The sequence below is a fragment of the Microbacterium sp. TW_SC_2 genome (genome assembly GCF_055361165.1).
Genome location: NZ_CM143952.1, coordinates 2,096,558 through 2,114,582 on the forward strand (window position 1 = coordinate 2,096,558; position 18,025 = coordinate 2,114,582).

12 protein-coding genes and 2 rRNA genes are annotated in these 18,025 nt (G+C 65.2%); 2 read left to right on the plus strand and 12 right to left on the minus strand.

From position 1 onward, the window contains the following. Positions 1–50 precede the first annotated feature (50 nt). Positions 51–3,154: ribosomal RNA gene (locus tag ACWA14_RS09955) — 23S ribosomal RNA — on the minus strand. A gap of 415 nt (positions 3,155–3,569) precedes the next feature. Continuing rightward, positions 3,570–5,094 (minus strand): 16S ribosomal RNA (locus ACWA14_RS09960). Together the 16S and 23S rRNA genes form the textbook arrangement of a ribosomal RNA operon. Before the next feature lie 690 nt (positions 5,095–5,784). On the opposite strand from ACWA14_RS09960, the gene ACWA14_RS09965 reads away from it, so the two are divergent. After that, positions 5,785–7,095, plus strand: a complete 1,311-nt coding sequence (locus ACWA14_RS09965) for a CoA transferase (protein WP_463792957.1) — start codon at positions 5,785–5,787, stop codon at positions 7,093–7,095. On the opposite strand, the gene ACWA14_RS09970 is transcribed toward ACWA14_RS09965, so the two are convergent. The 4 genes from ACWA14_RS09970 to ACWA14_RS09985 are packed head-to-tail and all read right to left on the minus strand — an operon-like array spanning position 7,090 to position 10,678. Beyond that, positions 7,090–7,896, minus strand: coding sequence for a DUF4184 family protein (locus ACWA14_RS09970; protein ID WP_463792958.1), 807 nt, complete (start codon positions 7,894–7,896; stop codon positions 7,090–7,092). The two genes, ACWA14_RS09965 and ACWA14_RS09970, sit on opposite strands and share 6 nt — an antisense overlap. A gap of 31 nt (positions 7,897–7,927) precedes the next feature. Continuing rightward, positions 7,928–9,229 carry a tyrosine--tRNA ligase gene (gene tyrS / locus ACWA14_RS09975; RefSeq protein ID WP_463792961.1) on the minus strand — a complete coding sequence of 434 codons (1,302 nt, stop codon included), beginning with the start codon at positions 9,227–9,229 and terminating at the stop codon, positions 7,928–7,930. 28 nt (positions 9,230–9,257) lie between these two features. Continuing rightward, positions 9,258–10,037 carry a hypothetical protein gene (locus ACWA14_RS09980; RefSeq protein ID WP_463792962.1) on the minus strand — a complete coding sequence of 260 codons (780 nt, stop codon included), beginning with the start codon at positions 10,035–10,037 and terminating at the stop codon, positions 9,258–9,260. Then, positions 10,034–10,678 carry a SatD family protein gene (locus tag ACWA14_RS09985; RefSeq protein WP_463792963.1) on the minus strand — a complete coding sequence of 215 codons (645 nt, stop codon included), beginning with the start codon at positions 10,676–10,678 and terminating at the stop codon, positions 10,034–10,036. Before ACWA14_RS09985 ends, ACWA14_RS09980 begins: the two co-directional genes overlap by 4 nt. A 59-nt stretch (positions 10,679–10,737) precedes the next feature. Here ACWA14_RS09985 and ACWA14_RS09990 point away from each other — a divergent pair, with 59 nt between their 5' ends. After that, positions 10,738–11,328 (plus strand): DUF1349 domain-containing protein, encoded by a 591-nt coding sequence (locus ACWA14_RS09990; RefSeq protein ID WP_463792964.1) that lies wholly within the window; start codon positions 10,738–10,740, stop codon positions 11,326–11,328. Positions 11,329–11,336: 8 nt separating this feature from the next. Here ACWA14_RS09990 and argH read toward each other — a convergent pair whose 3' ends face one another. Genes argH through argC form a run of 6 tightly spaced genes read right to left on the minus strand, consistent with a single transcriptional unit; the run spans position 11,337 to position 18,006 of the window. Then, the gene (gene argH / locus ACWA14_RS09995) at positions 11,337–12,767 is read right to left on the minus strand and encodes an argininosuccinate lyase (protein WP_463792965.1); all 1,431 of its coding nucleotides are present in this window, start codon (positions 12,765–12,767) and stop codon (positions 11,337–11,339) included. Beyond that, entirely contained in the window at positions 12,764–13,696 is a 933-nt protein-coding gene (gene argF, locus ACWA14_RS10000; protein WP_463792967.1) for an ornithine carbamoyltransferase, read from the minus strand. Before argF ends, argH begins: the two co-directional genes overlap by 4 nt. Then, the gene (locus ACWA14_RS10005; RefSeq protein WP_463792969.1) at positions 13,693–14,898 is read right to left on the minus strand and encodes an acetylornithine transaminase; all 1,206 of its coding nucleotides are present in this window, start codon (positions 14,896–14,898) and stop codon (positions 13,693–13,695) included. The genes argF and ACWA14_RS10005 overlap by 4 nt, the downstream gene beginning before the upstream one ends. After that, complete coding sequence (argB, locus tag ACWA14_RS10010) at positions 14,895–15,794, minus strand: acetylglutamate kinase (protein ID WP_463792971.1); 900 nt, start codon at positions 15,792–15,794, stop codon at positions 14,895–14,897. Before argB ends, ACWA14_RS10005 begins: the two co-directional genes overlap by 4 nt. Further along, positions 15,791–16,948: a bifunctional glutamate N-acetyltransferase/amino-acid acetyltransferase ArgJ gene (argJ, locus tag ACWA14_RS10015; RefSeq protein ID WP_463792972.1), complete on the minus strand. Its 1,158-nt coding sequence runs from the start codon at positions 16,946–16,948 to the stop codon at positions 15,791–15,793. The genes argB and argJ overlap by 4 nt, the downstream gene beginning before the upstream one ends. Then, a complete protein-coding gene (gene argC / locus ACWA14_RS10020) occupies positions 16,945–18,006 on the minus strand; it encodes an N-acetyl-gamma-glutamyl-phosphate reductase (RefSeq protein WP_463792973.1) in 1,062 nt (353 codons plus the stop codon). Before argC ends, argJ begins: the two co-directional genes overlap by 4 nt. Between the last annotated feature and the right edge of the window lie 19 nt (positions 18,007–18,025).

Below are 18,025 nucleotides of genomic sequence, written 5' to 3' on the forward strand. Positions count from 1 at the left end.
ACCGTACATCGAGAACCACTCAGTGGACGCGTAGCACCAACAAACGGTGTGTTATCAAGTCATCGGCTTATTAGTACCAGTCAGCTGCACACGTTACCGTGCTTCCACATCTGGCCTATCAACCCAGTAGTCTGGCTGGGAGCCTCTCACCCGAAGGTATGGAAGTCTCATCTTGAGGCCGGCTTCCCGCTTAGATGCTTTCAGCGGTTATCCATCCCGAACGTAGCTAATCAGCGGTGCTCCTGGCGGAACAACTGACACACCAGAGGTTCGTCCAACCCGGTCCTCTCGTACTAGGGTCAGATCCTCTCAAACTTCCTACGCGCGCAGCGGATAGGGACCGAACTGTCTCACGACGTTCTAAACCCAGCTCGCGTACCGCTTTAATGGGCGAACAGCCCAACCCTTGGGACCTACTCCAGCCCCAGGATGCGACGAGCCGACATCGAGGTGCCAAACCATGCCGTCGATATGGACTCTTGGGCAAGATCAGCCTGTTATCCCCGAGGTACCTTTTATCCGTTGAGCGACAGCGCTTCCACAAGCCACTGCCGGATCACTAGTCCCGACTTTCGTCCCTGCTCGACCTGTCAGTCTCACAGTCAAGCTCCCTTGTGCACTTACACTCGACACCTGATTACCAACCAGGTTGAGGGAACCTTTGGGCGCCTCCGTTACTTTTTGGGAGGCAACCGCCCCAGTTAAACTACCCACCATGCACTGTCCCTGAACCGGATTACGGTTCGAAGTTAGATATCCAGAGTGACCAGAGTGGTATTTCAACAATGACTCCACACGAACTGGCGTCCATGCTTCAAAGTCTCCCACCTATCCTACACAAGCCACACCGAACACCAATACAAAGCTATAGTAAAGGTCACGGGGTCTTTCCGTCCTGCTGCGCGTAACGAGCATCTTTACTCGTAATGCAATTTCGCCGAGTTCGCGGTTGAGACAGTTGGGAAGTCGTTACGCCATTCGTGCAGGTCGGAACTTACCCGACAAGGAATTTCGCTACCTTAGGATGGTTATAGTTACCACCGCCGTTTACTGGGGCTTAAATTCTCAGCTTCGCCTTGCGGCTAACCGGTCCTCTTAACCTTCCAGCACCGGGCAGGCGTCAGTCCGTATACATCGTCTTGCGACTTGGCACGGACCTGTGTTTTTAGTAAACAGTCGCTACCCACTAGTCTCTGCGGCCTCCAAACGCTTTTGGGAGTAAATCCCTATACGCCGAAGGCCCCCCTTCTCCCGAAGTTACGGGGGCATTTTGCCGAGTTCCTTAACCACGATTCTCTCGATCTCCTTGGTATTCTCTACCTGACCACCTGAGTCGGTTTGGGGTACGGGCGGCTTGAACCTCGCGTCGATGCTTTTCTTGGCAGCATAGGATCATCCACTTTTTATCCGCATCGTGTCTCAGCCTATGTGAGAGACGGATTTGCCTATCTCTCGGCCTACGCACTTGCACCAGGACTACCATCGCCTGGCTGGACTACCTTCCTGCGTCACACCTGTTAATACGCTAACCGCACCAGAATGGGGTCGTGCGCTAGGCCCAACGCGTCACCCCGAAGGGATCAGTCACTGGGATTCAGACACTTAGCACTACTGGATTAGCTTGGGCGGTTCTTCGCCGGTACGGGAATATCAACCCGTTGTCCATCGACTACGCCTGTCGGCCTCGCCTTAGGTCCCGACTTACCCAGGGAAGATTAGCTTGACCCTGGAACCCTTGGTCTTTCGGAGGACGTGTTTCTCACACGTCATTCGCTACTCATGCCTGCATTCTCACTCGTGTAGCCTCCACGGCTGGTTCACACCGCCGCTTCGCTGGCCACACGACGCTCTCCTACCCATCAATACGGCTGGACCACGAAGGCCTACCAAAAATATCAATGCCACAACTTCGGTGGCGTGCTTGAGCCCCGTTACATTGTCGGCGCGGAATCACTTGACCAGTGAGCTATTACGCACTCTTTCAAGGGTGGCTGCTTCTAAGCCAACCTCCTGGTTGTCAAAGCAACTCCACATCCTTTCCCACTTAGCACGCGCTTTGGGACCTTAGTTGGTGGTCTGGGTTGTTTCCCTCTCGACTATGAAGCTTATCCCCCACAGTCTCACTGCTGCGCTCTCACTTACCGGCATTCGGAGTTTGGCTGACGTCAGTAACCTTGTAGGGCCCATCGGCCATCCAGTAGCTCTACCTCCGGCAAGAAACACGCAACGCTGCACCTAAATGCATTTCGGAGAGAACCAGCTATCACGAAGTTTGATTGGCCTTTCACCCCTATCCACAGCTCATCCCCTCAGTTTTCAACCTAAGTGGGTTCGGTCCTCCACGACGTCTTACCGTCGCTTCAACCTGGCCATGGATAGATCACTTCGCTTCGGGTCTAGGACATGCGACTGAATCGCCCTATTCAGACTCGCTTTCGCTACGGCTACCCCACACGGGTTAACCTCGCCACATATCGCTAACTCGCAGGCTCATTCTTCAAAAGGCACGCTGTCACCCCTACTAAGGAGGCTCCAACGGTTTGTAAGCAAACGGTTTCAGGTACTATTTCACTCCCCTCCCGGGGTACTTTTCACCTTTCCCTCACGGTACTTGTCCGCTATCGGTCATCTGGGAGTATTTAGGCTTATCAGGTGGTCCTGACAGATTCACACGGGATTTCACGGGCCCCGTGCTACTTGGGATACTCTTCGCGCCAAGAGAAGCATTTCGACTACGGGGTTGGCACCCTCTATGACCGGCCTTTCAAGACCGTTCGTCTATACCTTCTTGTAACGCCGCCATCTCGGCAGAGATGACTGAAAAGTCCCACAACCCCCAACGTGCAACGCCTGCCGGCTATCACACACGCTAGGTTTAGCCTGTTCCGGTTTCGCTCGCCACTACTAACGGAATCGCGGTTGCTTTCTCTTCCTGTGGGTACTGAGATGTTTCACTTCCCCACGTTCCCTCTACCCGCCCTATATATTCAGGCGGGAGTCACTAGGTCGGCACGCCGCCCAGCGGGGTTTCCCCATTCGGACACCCTCGGATCAAAACTTGCTTATCAGTTCCCCGAGGCTTATCGCAGATTGCTACGTCCTTCTTCGGCTCCAGATGCCAAGGCATCCACCGTTTGCTCTTAAAGACTTGAAATCACATGAGTTTGAATCAGAATCGACACCAGACCCCGAAAGGCCTGGCATGAAATTGACTAATGATCTTTAAGATCATCTTGTGCAACCGACAAAAGCCGGCTGCAAGATGCTCGCGTCCACTGTGTAGTTCTCAAAGTACGGGCGGTGCCCCCATCCACAACCCCCAACCGGGAGAAACAGAAAGAGGCCCAGAGGTACGGCACGAATCCCAAAGGATCCGCATCCGGTCCCTCAGGACCCAACAGCGTGCAGGCGCAGCCTCCGAAAACCTCCCCATTCCAACCGCCGAAGCGACGTACTAGAAGAAACCCTCATCAACCACACCATGTCAAATGTTCCACCCATGAGCTCCCAGCGAGAAACGAACGTCCCCGAACTGGGTTCTGGACTCCGAAGAGTCAGATGCTCCTTAGAAAGGAGGTGATCCAGCCGCACCTTCCGGTACGGCTACCTTGTTACGACTTAGTCCTAATTACCAATCCCACCTTCGACGGCTCCCTCCAAAAAGGTTAGGCCACCGGCTTCAGGTGTTACCGACTTTCATGACTTGACGGGCGGTGTGTACAAGACCCGGGAACGTATTCACCGCAGCGTTGCTGATCTGCGATTACTAGCGACTCCGACTTCATGAGGTCGAGTTGCAGACCTCAATCCGAACTGGGACCGGCTTTTTGGGATTCGCTCCACCTCGCGGTATTGCAGCCCTTTGTACCGGCCATTGTAGCATGCGTGAAGCCCAAGACATAAGGGGCATGATGATTTGACGTCATCCCCACCTTCCTCCGAGTTGACCCCGGCAGTATCCCATGAGTTCCCACCATTACGTGCTGGCAACATAGAACGAGGGTTGCGCTCGTTGCGGGACTTAACCCAACATCTCACGACACGAGCTGACGACAACCATGCACCACCTGTTTACGAGTGTCCAAAGAGTTGACCATTTCTGGCCCGTTCTCGTATATGTCAAGCCTTGGTAAGGTTCTTCGCGTTGCATCGAATTAATCCGCATGCTCCGCCGCTTGTGCGGGTCCCCGTCAATTCCTTTGAGTTTTAGCCTTGCGGCCGTACTCCCCAGGCGGGGAACTTAATGCGTTAGCTGCGTCACGGAATCCGTGGAATGGACCCCACAACTAGTTCCCAACGTTTACGGGGTGGACTACCAGGGTATCTAAGCCTGTTTGCTCCCCACCCTTTCGCTCCTCAGCGTCAGTTACGGCCCAGAGATCTGCCTTCGCCATCGGTGTTCCTCCTGATATCTGCGCATTCCACCGCTACACCAGGAATTCCAATCTCCCCTACCGCACTCTAGTCTGCCCGTACCCACTGCAGGCCGGAGGTTGAGCCTCCGGATTTCACAGCAGACGCGACAAACCGCCTACGAGCTCTTTACGCCCAATAATTCCGGATAACGCTTGCGCCCTACGTATTACCGCGGCTGCTGGCACGTAGTTAGCCGGCGCTTTTTCTGCAGGTACCGTCACTTTCGCTTCTTCCCTGCTAAAAGAGGTTTACAACCCGAAGGCCGTCATCCCTCACGCGGCGTTGCTGCATCAGGCTTGCGCCCATTGTGCAATATTCCCCACTGCTGCCTCCCGTAGGAGTCTGGGCCGTGTCTCAGTCCCAGTGTGGCCGGTCACCCTCTCAGGCCGGCTACCCGTCGACGCCTTGGTGAGCCATTACCTCACCAACAAGCTGATAGGCCGCGAGCCCATCCCCAACCGAAAAATCTTTCCAAACGCAGACCATGCGGTCACGTCACATATCCAGTATTAGACGCCGTTTCCAGCGCTTATCCCAGAGTCAGGGGCAGGTTGCTCACGTGTTACTCACCCGTTCGCCACTGATCCCACAGAGCAAGCTCCGTGTTCACCGTTCGACTTGCATGTGTTAAGCACGCCGCCAGCGTTCATCCTGAGCCAGGATCAAACTCTCCGTAAAAAAGAAATGCATACCCCACCGGGAAAACGGTGACGCAGCGAGTTTGATGCTGACCAAAGAGACAAATTCATTGCTGACTTCATCCATTGCCAACCCCCCGGAAGGGATTGGTCTTTGATCCAAAGGAATTCTCACCCCCACATAACGTGGAGACGAGGATAATTTGGCATTTGACAAGTGCACGCTGTTGAGTTCTCAAGGATCGGATGCTCCCACGACCCAGTCATCACAACCAGGCCCGAAGGGCAACTTCTCTATCTTACCCACATCCCCGCGCCTGTCAAATCGACACGCACCAGACCAGAAAGACCCGGAACACGACCGAAAGACCGCAGAAGAGGTGGAAACTCCCATCCTAGACCCGAAGGCCACAACACTCAACGAGTAAGTGAAAGGAAGGAGGTGGTTCTCCACTTGAGGGGGGTGAAGCTCTCGGCCTCTCCGCTTCCCTGTGGGGCGAACAAGTAATAAGTTACGCGGATCCCGGGGTTCTGGCAAATCGGGGCGCACCCCCCGGGCGTGTCGGGAGAGGGCAGCCGCGGGTTTCGCCCGGGTCAGGGGCGATTTCCTCCCGTGATCGGCGTCAGGAGTACGATCGCGGCAGGGTGCCGCGCCTCGATCGCCACCCGGATGACGGGCGTCCCACCGGCGCCCGGACGCGATACCCGGCATCGGAGAGGAGCATCACGAATGACCACCGCCGCCTTGTCGCTGCTCCGCCGCGCACTCGCCGATCTCGGAGTCGACGGGGAGCTGCTCGTCGGCATGCCCTCCCCCGCTCCGGTGCCGCTGCCGTCCCGTCTCGCGACCGGTGATCTCGCGTGGGCCAGTGTCGCCGCGGCCCTGCTCTCGGTGCACGGCGACCCGGCCGCCCTCGACTCCGAGCGCATCGCTCTGGCGTATCGCAGCGACCGACACCTCTCGGTCGGCGGCGTCGCTCCCTCGGTGTGGTCGCCGTACTCCGGGTTCTGGCGAACCATTGACGGGTGGATCCGCAGCCACGGGAACTACCCGCACCATGCCGCCGCGCTTCGGGCCGCGCTGCACCTCGACCCCGCGGCAGCGCCGGAGGTGCTCGCCCGCACTCTCGCGGAGAGGAGGACCGCGGAAGCCGTCGCCACGATCACGGGATCGGGTGGTCTCGTGGTCCCCGTTCGTCGGGAGAACGCGGAGACGGATGCCGTCCTTCGCGCCGCGCCGCTCCTCGAGGTCCAGCGGTTCGCGCACCGCGACATGGCGACCCCCGTCCGTAGGCCCGACCCTTCATCGCCGCTCGCCGGTATCCGGGTGCTCGATCTGACGCGCGTCATCGCGGGTCCCGTCTGCACGCGCACCCTCGCCCTGTGGGGTGCCGACGTCCTGCGCATCGATCCGCCGCATCTCTCCGAGCCCGCGTGGCAGCATCTCGACACCGGGCACGGCAAGAGATCCGCTCGTCTCGACGCCCGCTCCGAGCGCATGCATGAGCTGCTCGCGGAGGCGGACGTGGTCGTGCTCGGCTACCGGCCGACCGCGCTGACCCGCCTGGGGCTCGACCCCGACACCCTGGTCGAGCGGTACCCCGGCCTGGTCATCGCACAGCTCACCGCGTGGGGCATCGAGCACCCGGATCGACGCGGATTCGACAGCCTCGTGCAAGCCGAGTCCGGGATCTCGTGGATCGAATCGCCGGACGGCGCCCGACCCGGAAGCCTGCCCGCCCAGGCTCTGGACCACAGTGCGGGGTACCTGCTGGCGGCCGCGATCGCGACCCTCGCGGTGCGCCGCGCCGACGAACCGGGAACCTGGCTCGTGCGCACCTCACTGCGAAGGCTGGCGGCGGAGCTCCTCGGGATGCCGCGGCGAGCCGACCCGGCGACCGCGACGACGATCGACCCGGCGCCGCACCGGCAGCGATTCGACGTGGACGGGGTCGAGCTGGTCACCGTCCGCCCGGTGCTCCCGCACACGATCTTCGCGGCGCCTCACCCCTGGGGGAGCGACGCGCCGGCCTGGTCATAGCGACGAACGCTGCCGGCGGGTCGCCTCGATCAGCGTGATCGCCAGGCACAGCACCAGAGTGAGAGCACCCCACAGGCCGCAGGCCGCGGGAAGCACCCGATACGCGAGATGCTGCACCGTGAACTCGGCGGTGAAAGGACCATAGGCCACCCACCCGCCGATCACGGCGATCACGAGGACCGTCGGCAAGGACACCCACCACGCGATGCGGACGCCACGCGGCAGACGCTGCACGAGATCGGTGCGCACTTCGCCACGGCGGAGTCGGAGCACCGCCCACACGGCGAGACCCGCCAGGCCGAGCACACTCGATCCGTGCTGCAGCCACTTGAAGCCCGGAAGCGGTCCCCACAGGGCACCCAACCAGGGAACGAGCTCACTCCCCCATCGCCCCTCGTGCGTGAAGAGATCCCACAGGATGTGCGACACCACGCCGATGATCAGCGACAGCGCCAGCAGTACCGGGTACAGCGGGCGCCCCAGCCCGATCCCGACAGCGTTCCCCGCCGCCTCGATGCCACGAACCGACCACGCGGCGGGCAGCCGACGCGCGAGCCATGCGGGCGCGAGCTCCCCGACCGCAGGTCGCAGCACGACCCGCCAGACGAGGAAGAGCAGGAACGCCAGCAGCGCCGTCCACGCGACGTTCTCCAGCGAGTGCGTCGCCGAGTAGTTCAGCCCCACCCCGCGCAGGAACAGCGGTAGATCCGGCGTCATCGCGCCGATCGCGACAGCGGCGGGCACCAGCGGGGTGCGGACGAAGGGCAGCGCGATGATCGCGTGACTGGGTGTGAACGGCATCCGCTCTCCTCAGGATCGGCTGTCGAAACGCTCAGGCGAGGAAGACCCCGGCCAGCGTCTTCTTGCCGCGACGGAGCACGGACACCCCACCCGGGAGTCCGCCCTGCACCGTCGCGGAATCGTCTTCCACACGGATGCCGTCGAGCGAGACTCCGCCCTGCGCGATCGCTCGCCGAGCTTCCGACTGGCTCGACACCAGGCCCGTCGCGACCAGCGCGTCGAGCACCGGGGACCCGGCCGGAACCGTGGCGTTCGGAAGCTCCTCGAGCGCCGTGCGCAACGTCGCGGCGTCGAGAGCGGTCAGGTCGCCCTGGCCGAACAGCGCCTCGGATGCCGCGATCACCGCAGCCGTCGCGTCGATGCCGTGCACCGTGGCCGTCACCTCGCGGGCGAGCCTCTTCTGGGCCGCTCGGCGGAAGGGCTCCGTCTCGACGAGCGCGGCGTACTCCTCGATCTCGGCGCGGCTCAGGAAGGTGAAGACCTTCAGCCGGTCGACCACGTCGCCGTCGGCGGTGCCGAGCCAGAACTGGTACATGCGGTACGGGCTGCACATCTCGGCATCGAGCCAGATGGCGTTGCCCTCGCTCTTGCCGAACTTGGTGCCGTCGCTGTTCGTGATGAGCGGGGTGCCGATCGCGTGCGCCGAGACTCCCTCGGCCCGACGGATGAGGTCGGTGCCGCTGGTGAGGTTGCCCCACTGGTCGGATCCGCCCGTCTGCAGCACGCACCCGTACTGGCGGTACAGCTCGAGGTAATCCATGCCCTGGAGGATCTGGTAGCTGAACTCGGTGTAGCTGATGCCTTCGTCGGAGTTCAGTCGCGCCGCGACGGCGTCCTTCTTGAGCATGGTGCCGACGCGGTAGTACTTGCCGATCTCGCGCAGGAAGTCGATCGCCGACAGCGGCGCGGTCCAGTCGAGGTTGTTGACCATGCGCGCGGCGTTGTCGCCGTCGAAGCTCAGGTAGCGCTGCATCTGCGTGCGCAGCCGATCGACCCACTCGGCGACGGTCTCGCGCGTGTTCAGGGTGCGCTCTGCCGTAGGCCGTGGGTCGCCGATCAGACCGGTGGACCCGCCGACCAGGCCGAGAGGCTTGTGCCCGGCGAGCTGGAGGCGGCGCATGGTCAGAAGCTGCACGAGGTTTCCCAGGTGCAGACTCGGCGCTGTGGGGTCGAAACCGCAGTAATACGTGATCGGTTCCCCGCCGAGAAGGGCGCGCAGAGCCTCCTGGTCGGTGGACACGTGGACGAGTCCGCGCCACAGCAGTTCATCCCAGACGTTCTCGAACGTGGGATCGATCGCCGGCTCAGCCGTCGTCAGAAGGGTTTCAGACACGCGTTCCAGGCTATCAGCGCCCGGCGGCTCAGCTGTGCGCCGACCACCACACCAGGAAGGCGGCGCCGAGGGCGATGACCCAGCTGACGAGACTTCCGACGAGGAAGTACTCGGCGCGCGCGCCCGTCTCGCCGTCGCGCGAGATCTCCGGGAAGCGGACGATGCCCTTCGCCGCGAGCATCGCCGCGAGAACCGGGTAGGCGCTCGCGAGGGTGAGGATGAGGATGAGGATGCGCTCGAGCGGGCCGATCAGTCGGCCCCCTTGGAATCCCCCGCGTCGCTCACGGGTCGCCGGCGGCGGCTCGATCGCATCCGTGACAGCGGTATCCGTGGCTTCCTCCTCGGAGCGATCCTGGCCGGTCTTCTCCGCGGGGCGCCAGGTGTGCTCCCCGTCGAGTGCCGCCCGGACGACGAGGTTCGCCGACTCCAGCAGGAAGGCGGCGAGTCCCAGCGTGAGGATCGCGAGATCGAACGAGACCTCCCCGAACGGCGAGCGCAACTGCCACACCTCGCCGATCAGACCGGCCCGGCCCCGATCCCCGATCCAGGCGACCGCGCCCACGCTGACGAGCGCGAGCAGGACGGCGGGCCAGAAGCCGGCGGGCGCGGGTCGATCGTCCGGCATGCACCAGAGCCATACGGCTCCGGCCACGATCGCCGCGATCATGGGCAGGAGGGCGTCGCTGACGCTTCCCAGCAGCAGGAGCAGCACGGCGGTCGCCAGGTGACCGATCCAGCGGATGGGCGCGAACTGCCGCACCAGATCGGCGGCACCCACGGCGAGGAGGACGAATCCGGCGACGATCACGAGCGCTCCCCCCGGATCGTGGACAGGCCCTCGATCACCGCGGCGGCACCGGCACTGCGCAAGGACTTCGAGACACTGGGCTGCGTGATGTCCTCCTGCGCGGCGAGCTCGCTCTGGGAACGACCGATCAGGCGCCCGTACGTGAGACGCCGCTCCCGCGCGCTCATCGCGCCGACGACCTCGTCGCGCGCGAGGAGGTACGCGTTGGTGGCGGCGAGCGTGGTCTCCATGACCTCATCCTGCCCGGGGGCTCCGACAATCCAGGAGCGGGTGCGCGGCACGGCGCGACGTTCCCGCGCGTGCACGATCTCGATCGCCTCGCGCGCGGACCACCAGCCCGGGCCGTCGGTCAGGGTGCCGCGGGTGGAGTCCACGGCCCTGATCTCCCCGACGCCGATGCCGAAGCGGAACGCGATCCCATCGGGCAAGGCCAGCTGGATCATGAGCACCGACGTCACGGCGTCCTCGAGACGACCGTAGACAGCCTGCTGCTCGTCCCCTACCGTGGGCGTCAGCGGTTGCGTCGCAAGCGGGTGATCCGCTTCCGCCCGGGCGATCGCCTCGTCGAGGACGACCTGCGCGGCGGTACGATCGCGGAGCTTGCGGGAGCCCACGATATCGGCGATGACAGCGACGACCATGCGATAACCATAACACGACTATTTCCGATTAATGCGTTATCTGGCTATACTTCTGGACTATGCCTGAATCACACATCCTCGGGTGGGCCGAGGGTCAGTGGACCCACCCACCGCACCACCAGACCGAGAACGCCGACGGAGACCTCGAGGTCACCGCCACCGAGGGCAGCGATGCCTGGCGTCACACCGCCTACGGCTTCGTGCACGACACCGAGCACGCGCTGCTCGCCCCTCTGGCGGTCGGCGAGGCGATGCAGGTGACGTTCCGCTCACCCTGGGACGGACAGTTCGATCAGGCCGGGATCTTCGTCCGTGCGGATGACGAGAACTGGGTCAAGAGCGGCATCGAGTTCGCCGACGGCCACCTCGGCCTCGGCGCCGTGGTGACGTCGCGCCGCTCCGACTGGTCGGTCGGCCATGTCGACGACTGGCTCGACCGGGCGATCACGGTACGAGTCAGCCGCTGGTCCGACGCGCTGATCATCCGTGCCCGTGCGGACGAGGGCGAGTGGCGCCTGGTCCGCGTCGCCCCTTTCGACGGCACGGTGCCCGTCTCGGCCGGTCCGTTCCTCGCCGCCCCCACGCGCGCCGGTCTGACCGTGCGCTTCACGCGATGGGAGCGCACGGCCGCCGACACCGACCTGCACTGAGGTCGGGTCTACAGGCCGAGAGCGTGTGCGGCGGCCTGCGCGCGTGCCACCAGTTCGGCACGCTGCTCCGCCACCCGGACCGGTGCCGTGCCGCCGGCGCCTGTCCGGGACGCGACGGAGCCCTCGATCGTGAGGATCTCGCGCACCTCGGGCACCAGATGCGGCGACACCGACAGCAGCAACTCGTCCGACGCGTCCTCCAGTCCGATGCCCTGCTCCTCGCAGGCTCGGACCAGCGCGCCGGAGATCTCGTGCGCATCGCGGAAGGGCACCCGTCGCTTCACGAGCCATTCGGCGACATCGGTCGCGAGCGAGAAGCCCTGCGGGGCCAGCGCCGCCATCCGCTCGGTGTCGAATCGCAGGGTCGCGATCATGCCCGCGAACGCCGGGAGCACGACCTCGAGCGTCTGCACCGAGTCGAAGACAGGCTCCTTGTCCTCCTGCAGATCGCGGTTGTACGCGAGCGGAAGCCCCTTGAGCGTGGCCAACAGGCCGGACAGGTTGCCGATCAGTCGACCGGACTTTCCGCGGGCGAGTTCGGCGATGTCGGGGTTCTTCTTCTGCGGCATGATGCTCGAGCCGGTGGAGTATCCGTCATCGAGGGTGACGAAGCCGAACTCGCGGGTGTTCCAGAGGATGATCTCCTCGGACAGACGCGACAGATCCACGCCCGTCATCGCGGTGATGAACGCGAATTCGGCGACGACATCGCGCGCCGCCGTCCCGTCGAGCGAATTCTCCGCCGGACGGTCGAGGCCCAGCTCGCTCGCCACGAGCGCGGGGTCGAGACCGAGGGTCGAGCCCGCCAGCGCTCCCCCGCCGTAGGGCGAGACCCCGGCGCGGCGGCGCCAGTCGACGAGGCGTTCGAGCTCGCGCACCAGGGGCCAGCCGTGCGCCTGCAGGTGGTGGGCGAGAAGCACCGGCTGCGCGTGCTGCAGGTGCGTGCGCCCCGGCAGGATCGCCGCGGGGTGTGCCTCCGCCTGCGCCACGAGGGCATCGATCACGCGCAGCAGATGCCGGGCGATCACGCGGGCGTGATCGATCAGGTACATCCGCACGAGCGTCGCGATCTGGTCGTTCCGGCTGCGTCCGGCGCGCAGGCGTCCGCCCAGCTCCGGTCCCAGCTCCACGATCAGGGCCTGCTCGAGTGCACCGTGCACGTCTTCGTCGGTGGGCGCGGGCAGGAGGGTGCCGTCGGCGATCCTGCGCGCCACGGCATCCAGCCCCGCATGCATCCGCTCCGCCTCGTCCGGCTCGAGGTACCCGGCGGCGGCGAGCGCTGTCGCATGTGCGTGGGAGCCGGCGATGTCGTAAGGCGCGAGGATCCAGTCGAAGTGGGTCGAGCGGCTGAGCTCGACGAGCTCCGGTGAGGGCCCGGTCGCGAAGCGCGCGCCCCAGAGGGCTCCCTCGTTCGTGCCGTCCTGCTTGTCGCCGCTCATCGCGCGTCCTGCTTTCCGAGCAGCCAGACGAGCAGCGCCTTCTGGGCGTGCAGCCGGTTCTCGGCCTCATCCCAGACCACGCTCTGCGGCCCGTCGATCACGGTGGAGTCCACCTCGTAGCCGCGATCCGCCGGCAGGCAGTGGATGAAGATCGCCTCGGAGTCGGCCAGGGCCATGGTCTCGGGGGTGACCTTGTAGCCGCCCAGGTCGCGGATACGAGCGAGCTTCTCCTCCTCCTTGCCCATCGAGACCCAGGTGTCGGTGACCACGACATCGGCACCGGCCGCCGCCTCGACCGCATCCGTGTAGAGCGTGATCGATCCCCCCGTCTCCGCGGCACGCCGATCGGCCGCCTCGATGATGTCGGCGCGGGGAGAGTAGTCCGCGGGCGAGGCGATGCGCACATGCATGCCCGCGGTCACTCCGGCCAACGCGTACGAGTGCGCCATGTTGCTCCGGCCATCCCCGAAGAAGGTGAGCGTCAGACCCTTCAGCTCGCCCTTGTGCTCACGGATGGTGAGCAGGTCGGCCAGCAGCTGGCAGGGGTGGAAGTCGTCCGAGAGGGCGTTGACGACGGGAACCCGGGTCCCCTCCGCCATCTCCTCCAGGCCGGACTGCGCGTAGGTGCGCCAGACGATCGCGGCCACCTGGCGCTCGAGCACACGAGCGGTGTCGGACGGGGTCTCCTTCCCGCCGAGCTGGCTGTTGGCCGTCGAGATGATCAGCGGCGTGCCGCCGAGATCCGCGATGCCGACCGCGAACGAGACGCGCGTGCGGGTGGACGACTTGTCGAAGATCACCGCGACCGTCTGCGGTCCGGCCAGGCTCTTGTCGGCCCACCGGTCCTTCTTGAGCTCGATCGCGAGGTCGATGATCTCCGCCTGCTCGGCGGGCGTCAGGTCATCGTCACGCAGCAGGTGGCGGGTCATGCGGGAACCTTTCCGGGGAGGGATGCCTGGACGTCGGAGAGCGCGGCCGTGAACAGGTCGCGGAACTCCGCCAGCTCGGCGTCGCCGATGGTGAGAGCGGGCGCGATGCGCACCGTGTCGGGGTTGGCGGCGTTGACGATCAGCCCGCGCTCCTGTGCGGCGGCCACGACGGCTCCCGCGACGGGCTCCGCGAGCGCGACCCCGAGCAGCAGGCCGCGTCCGCGCACACCGGTGATCAACGGCGAGCCGATGCCGAGCACGATGTCGCGTAGCTCGGCGCCGCGGCGGGCCGCGTTCTCGACGAGCCCGGCATCCTCGATCTCGGTGAGCACGGCGTCGGCGACAGCGGTCGCGAGCGGGTTGCCTCCGAAGGTCGAGCCGTGGGAGCCGGGAGTGAAGAGGTCGCTCGCCGATCCGTACGTCACGAGCGCGCCGATCGGGAATCCCCCGCCGATGCCCTTGGCCAGTGTGATCGCGTCCGGCGTGATGCCCTCGTGGCTGAAGCCGAACCAGGCTCCGGTGCGTCCGGCACCGGTCTGGATCTCGTCGACGATCAGCAGCGCGCCGTGCGCGAGAGTGAGCGACCGCGCGGCGGCGAGGTAGCCCTCCGGCAGCTCCACCACGCCGGCTTCACCCTGGATCGGCTCCACGATGACCGCGGCGACGCGGTCGTCCATGGCCGCCTCGAGTGCCTCGATCGTCGCGGGGATGTGCTCGACACCACCGGGCATCGGCTCGAAGGGCGTCCGCATGGATGCCTTCGCCGTGAGCGCGAGCGATCCCATCGTGCGTCCGTGGAAGCCGTTCTCGAGGGCGAGGATGCGCGGACGCTCCGTGCCCCCGTGCAGACGCGCCAGCTTGAACGCGGCCTCATTGGCTTCGGCGCCGGAGTTCGAGAAGAACACGCGGCCGTCGATGCCCGCGCCGGCGAGGCGCTTGAGACGCGCGGCCAGCGCGAGCTGCGAGGGCGTGGCGAAGTAGTTGGAGACGTGTGCAAGCGTCGCGGCCTGCTGGGCCACGGCGGCGACGAAGACCGGATGCGCGTGCCCCAGCGAGGTCACGGCGATGCCGCCGAGGAAGTCGAGGTGGCGTCGGCCGTCCGAGTCCCAGAGGTAGGAACCCTCACCGCGGGTGAGCATCGCGAGGCGGGGCCCCGCGTTCAACACCAGATCGCGGTCTGCGTCGTCCTGCCAGATGGTCATCCTGCCACCACTTCCGTTCCGATTCCTTTGTTGGTGAAGAGTTCCACGAGCACCGAGTGCGGCACGCGTCCGTCGATGATCGCCGCGGCGTCCACTCCGCCCTCGACGGCCTCGAGGCAGGCGCGCATCTTGGGGATCATGCCCGACTCCAGCGTCGGCAGCATCTCGATGAGCGCCGTGGAGGTGAGATGCGACACCAGCGAGTCGCGGTTGGGCCAGTCGGCGTAGAGGCCGGGCACGTCCGTGAGGATGACCAGCTTGCGCGCGTTCAGGGCGACGGCGAGCGCCGACGCCGCGGCATCGGCGTTCACGTTGAGCGAGTGACCGGGGTGATCGAGGTCGGGCGCGATGCTGGACACGACGGGGATACGGCCGGCGGCGAGATGATCGAGCACCGGCGTCGGGTCGACCTCCACCACGTCTCCGACACGACCGAGGTCCACCTCCTGTCCGTCGATGATGACGCCCCGGCGACGTCCGCCGAACAGTCCGGCGTCCTCTCCGCTGAGTCCGGTCGCGATGGGGCCGTGCGAGTTGATCTTGGTCACCAGCTGCGGGTTGACCTGGCCCGTGAGCACCATGCGCACGACGCTGATCGCCTCGGTGTTGGTGACCCGATACCCGCCCTTGAACTCGCTCGGGATGTCGAGCCGCTGCAGCATGTCGGAGATCTGCGGACCGCCGCCGTGGACGACGACCGGCAGCACGCCCACGTACCGGAGATACGCGATGTCCTGCGCGAAGGCCTCCTGCAGCTCCTCCGAGACCATGGCGTTGCCGCCGTACTTGACCACGACGATCTGGTCGCGGAACTTCTTCAGCCATGGCAGCGACTCGATCAGCGTCGTGGCCTTCTGGGCCGCGACCTCGGCGGGAGTGTCCTGGATGTCGGTCATGAGGCGTACGCACTGTTCTCATGCACGTAGTCGTGCGTGAGATCGTTCGTGAGGATCGTGGCGGTCTCCTCGCCGATCCGCAGATCGATCACGAGGTGCGTCGCCCGCGGCGTGAGATCGACTTCGTCGCGGGGGCGATCCGGGCCGCCGGCGGTGCAGACGCGCACCCCGTTCATCCAGACGTCGACGTCGTAGGGGTCGAACTGCGCAGCGGTCGTGCCGATCGCCGCGAGCACCCTCCCCCAGTTGGGGTCGTTGCCGAAGATCGCCGCCTTGAACAGGTTGTTGCGGGCGACCGAGCGGCCCACCTCCACGGCGTCCTGTTCGGAGACCGCTCCGCGCACCTCGATCGTGATGTCGTGGCTCGCTCCCTCGGCGTCGGCCTGCAGCTGGACGGCGAGCTGCTGGGAGAGCTCGACGAGCGCTGCCGTGAATTCCTCGGGATCCGGTGAGACCCCGCTCGCCCCGTTGGCGAGGAGCGTGACCTGATCGTTGGTCGACATGCAGCCGTCGGAGTCGAGCCTGTCGAACGTCCGGGACGTGGCGGCACGCAGCGCGGCATCCGCGTCGAGCGGCTCGAGGTCGGCATCGGTCGTGATCACGACGAGCATCGTGGCGAGACCGGGTGCGAGCATCCCGGCGCCCTTCGCCATCCCACCGATCGACCAGCCGTCACGGGTGACGACGGCCGTCTTCGCCACCGAGTCGGTGGTCATGATCGCCTGCGCGGCGAGGTCTCCCCCGTCGGCGCTGAGGGCATGGATCGCTTTCTCGGTGCCCTCCAGAACCTGAGCGCGGAAGGTCTCGTCCCCGACGCCGATCAGGCCCGTCGAGCACACGAGGATGTCTCCGGCGCTGACGCCCAGCAGCTCGGCGGCCTTCTCCGCGGTCTGGTGCGTGGTCTGGAAGCCGAAGCTGCCGGTGAAGCAGTTCGCCCCACCCGAGTTGAGCACGACCGCCTCGACCACGCGGTCGGCGACGGCCTGCTGCGACCAGATGATCGGGTTCGCCTTGGCACGGTTGCTGGTGAAGACGGCGGCGCCGACCTTGCGGGGACCGCGGTTGACCACCACGGCGACGTCGGGCTTGCCGGTGGACTTGAGGCCGACAGCGACTCCCGCCGCGTCGAAACCTGCGGGGGCGGTGACGGTCATGGTGCGACTCCGTTGATCGAGAGGGCGCGGTCCTCGGGAAGCCCGAGCGCGATGTTCATGGACTGGATGGCAGCGCCGGCCGTGCCCTTGACGAGGTTGTCGACGGCGGTGACGACCGTGACGCGGTTGGCGGCGCGATCGATCGCGAGGCCGATGAGGGCGGTGTTGGCGCCGAGCACGTCGGCGGTCCGCGGGAAGCTCCCCTCGGGGAGGAGGTGCACGAACGTCTCGTCGGCGTACGCGCTCTCCCAGGCGTCGCGGATCTGCGCATCGGTCACGCCGTCGACGATCGGCGCGGTGGAGGTCGCGAGGATGCCGCGCGACATCGGCACGAGCACGGGCGTGAAGGAGATGCGGATGCCGTCACCCGACGACCCCGCTGACGGGTGAGCCGCCGCGAGCGCCTGGCGGATCTCGGGGATGTGCCGGTGGGTCCCGCCGACCGCGTAGGGGTTGGCGGTGCCGAGGATCTCGCTCGCGAGCAGGTTGGTCTTGAGACTCTTCCCGGCACCGGACGGTCCCACGGCGAGCACCGACACGATGTCTCCCGCGTCGATCACTCCCGCGGCGATGCCGGGTGCGAGGCTGAGGCTCACGGTCGAGGCGTTGCATCCCGGGGCGGCGATCCTGGTCGCACCCCGCAGATTCGCGCGCTGCTTGCCTCCGTCGACGAGCAGCTCGGGAACCCCGTACGCCCAGGGTTCGTGGAAGGCCCCGCCGTAGAAGGCGTCCCATGCGCTCTGCGACGTCAGACGGTGGTCCGCGCCCGCATCGATCACGAGAGGGGTGTCGCCGAGGGCGTCCGTGTACTGGCCCGACTGTCCGTGCGGCAGCGCGAGGAAGACGATGTCGTGGCCGGAGAGCGTCTCGGGCGTGGTGTCCTGCAGCGTGAGGGAGGCGAGAGAGCGGAGATGCGGCTGGAGTTGGATCAGCGGCTGTCCGGCGTTCGAGTGCGCGGTGACGGTGCGGATCTCGATGTCGGGATGACCGGCGAGGAGGCGCAGGATCTCGCCGCCCGCATAGCCGGATGCGCCGGAAACGGCGACGGTGTACGTCATGGTTCCACCTTAACGGTCG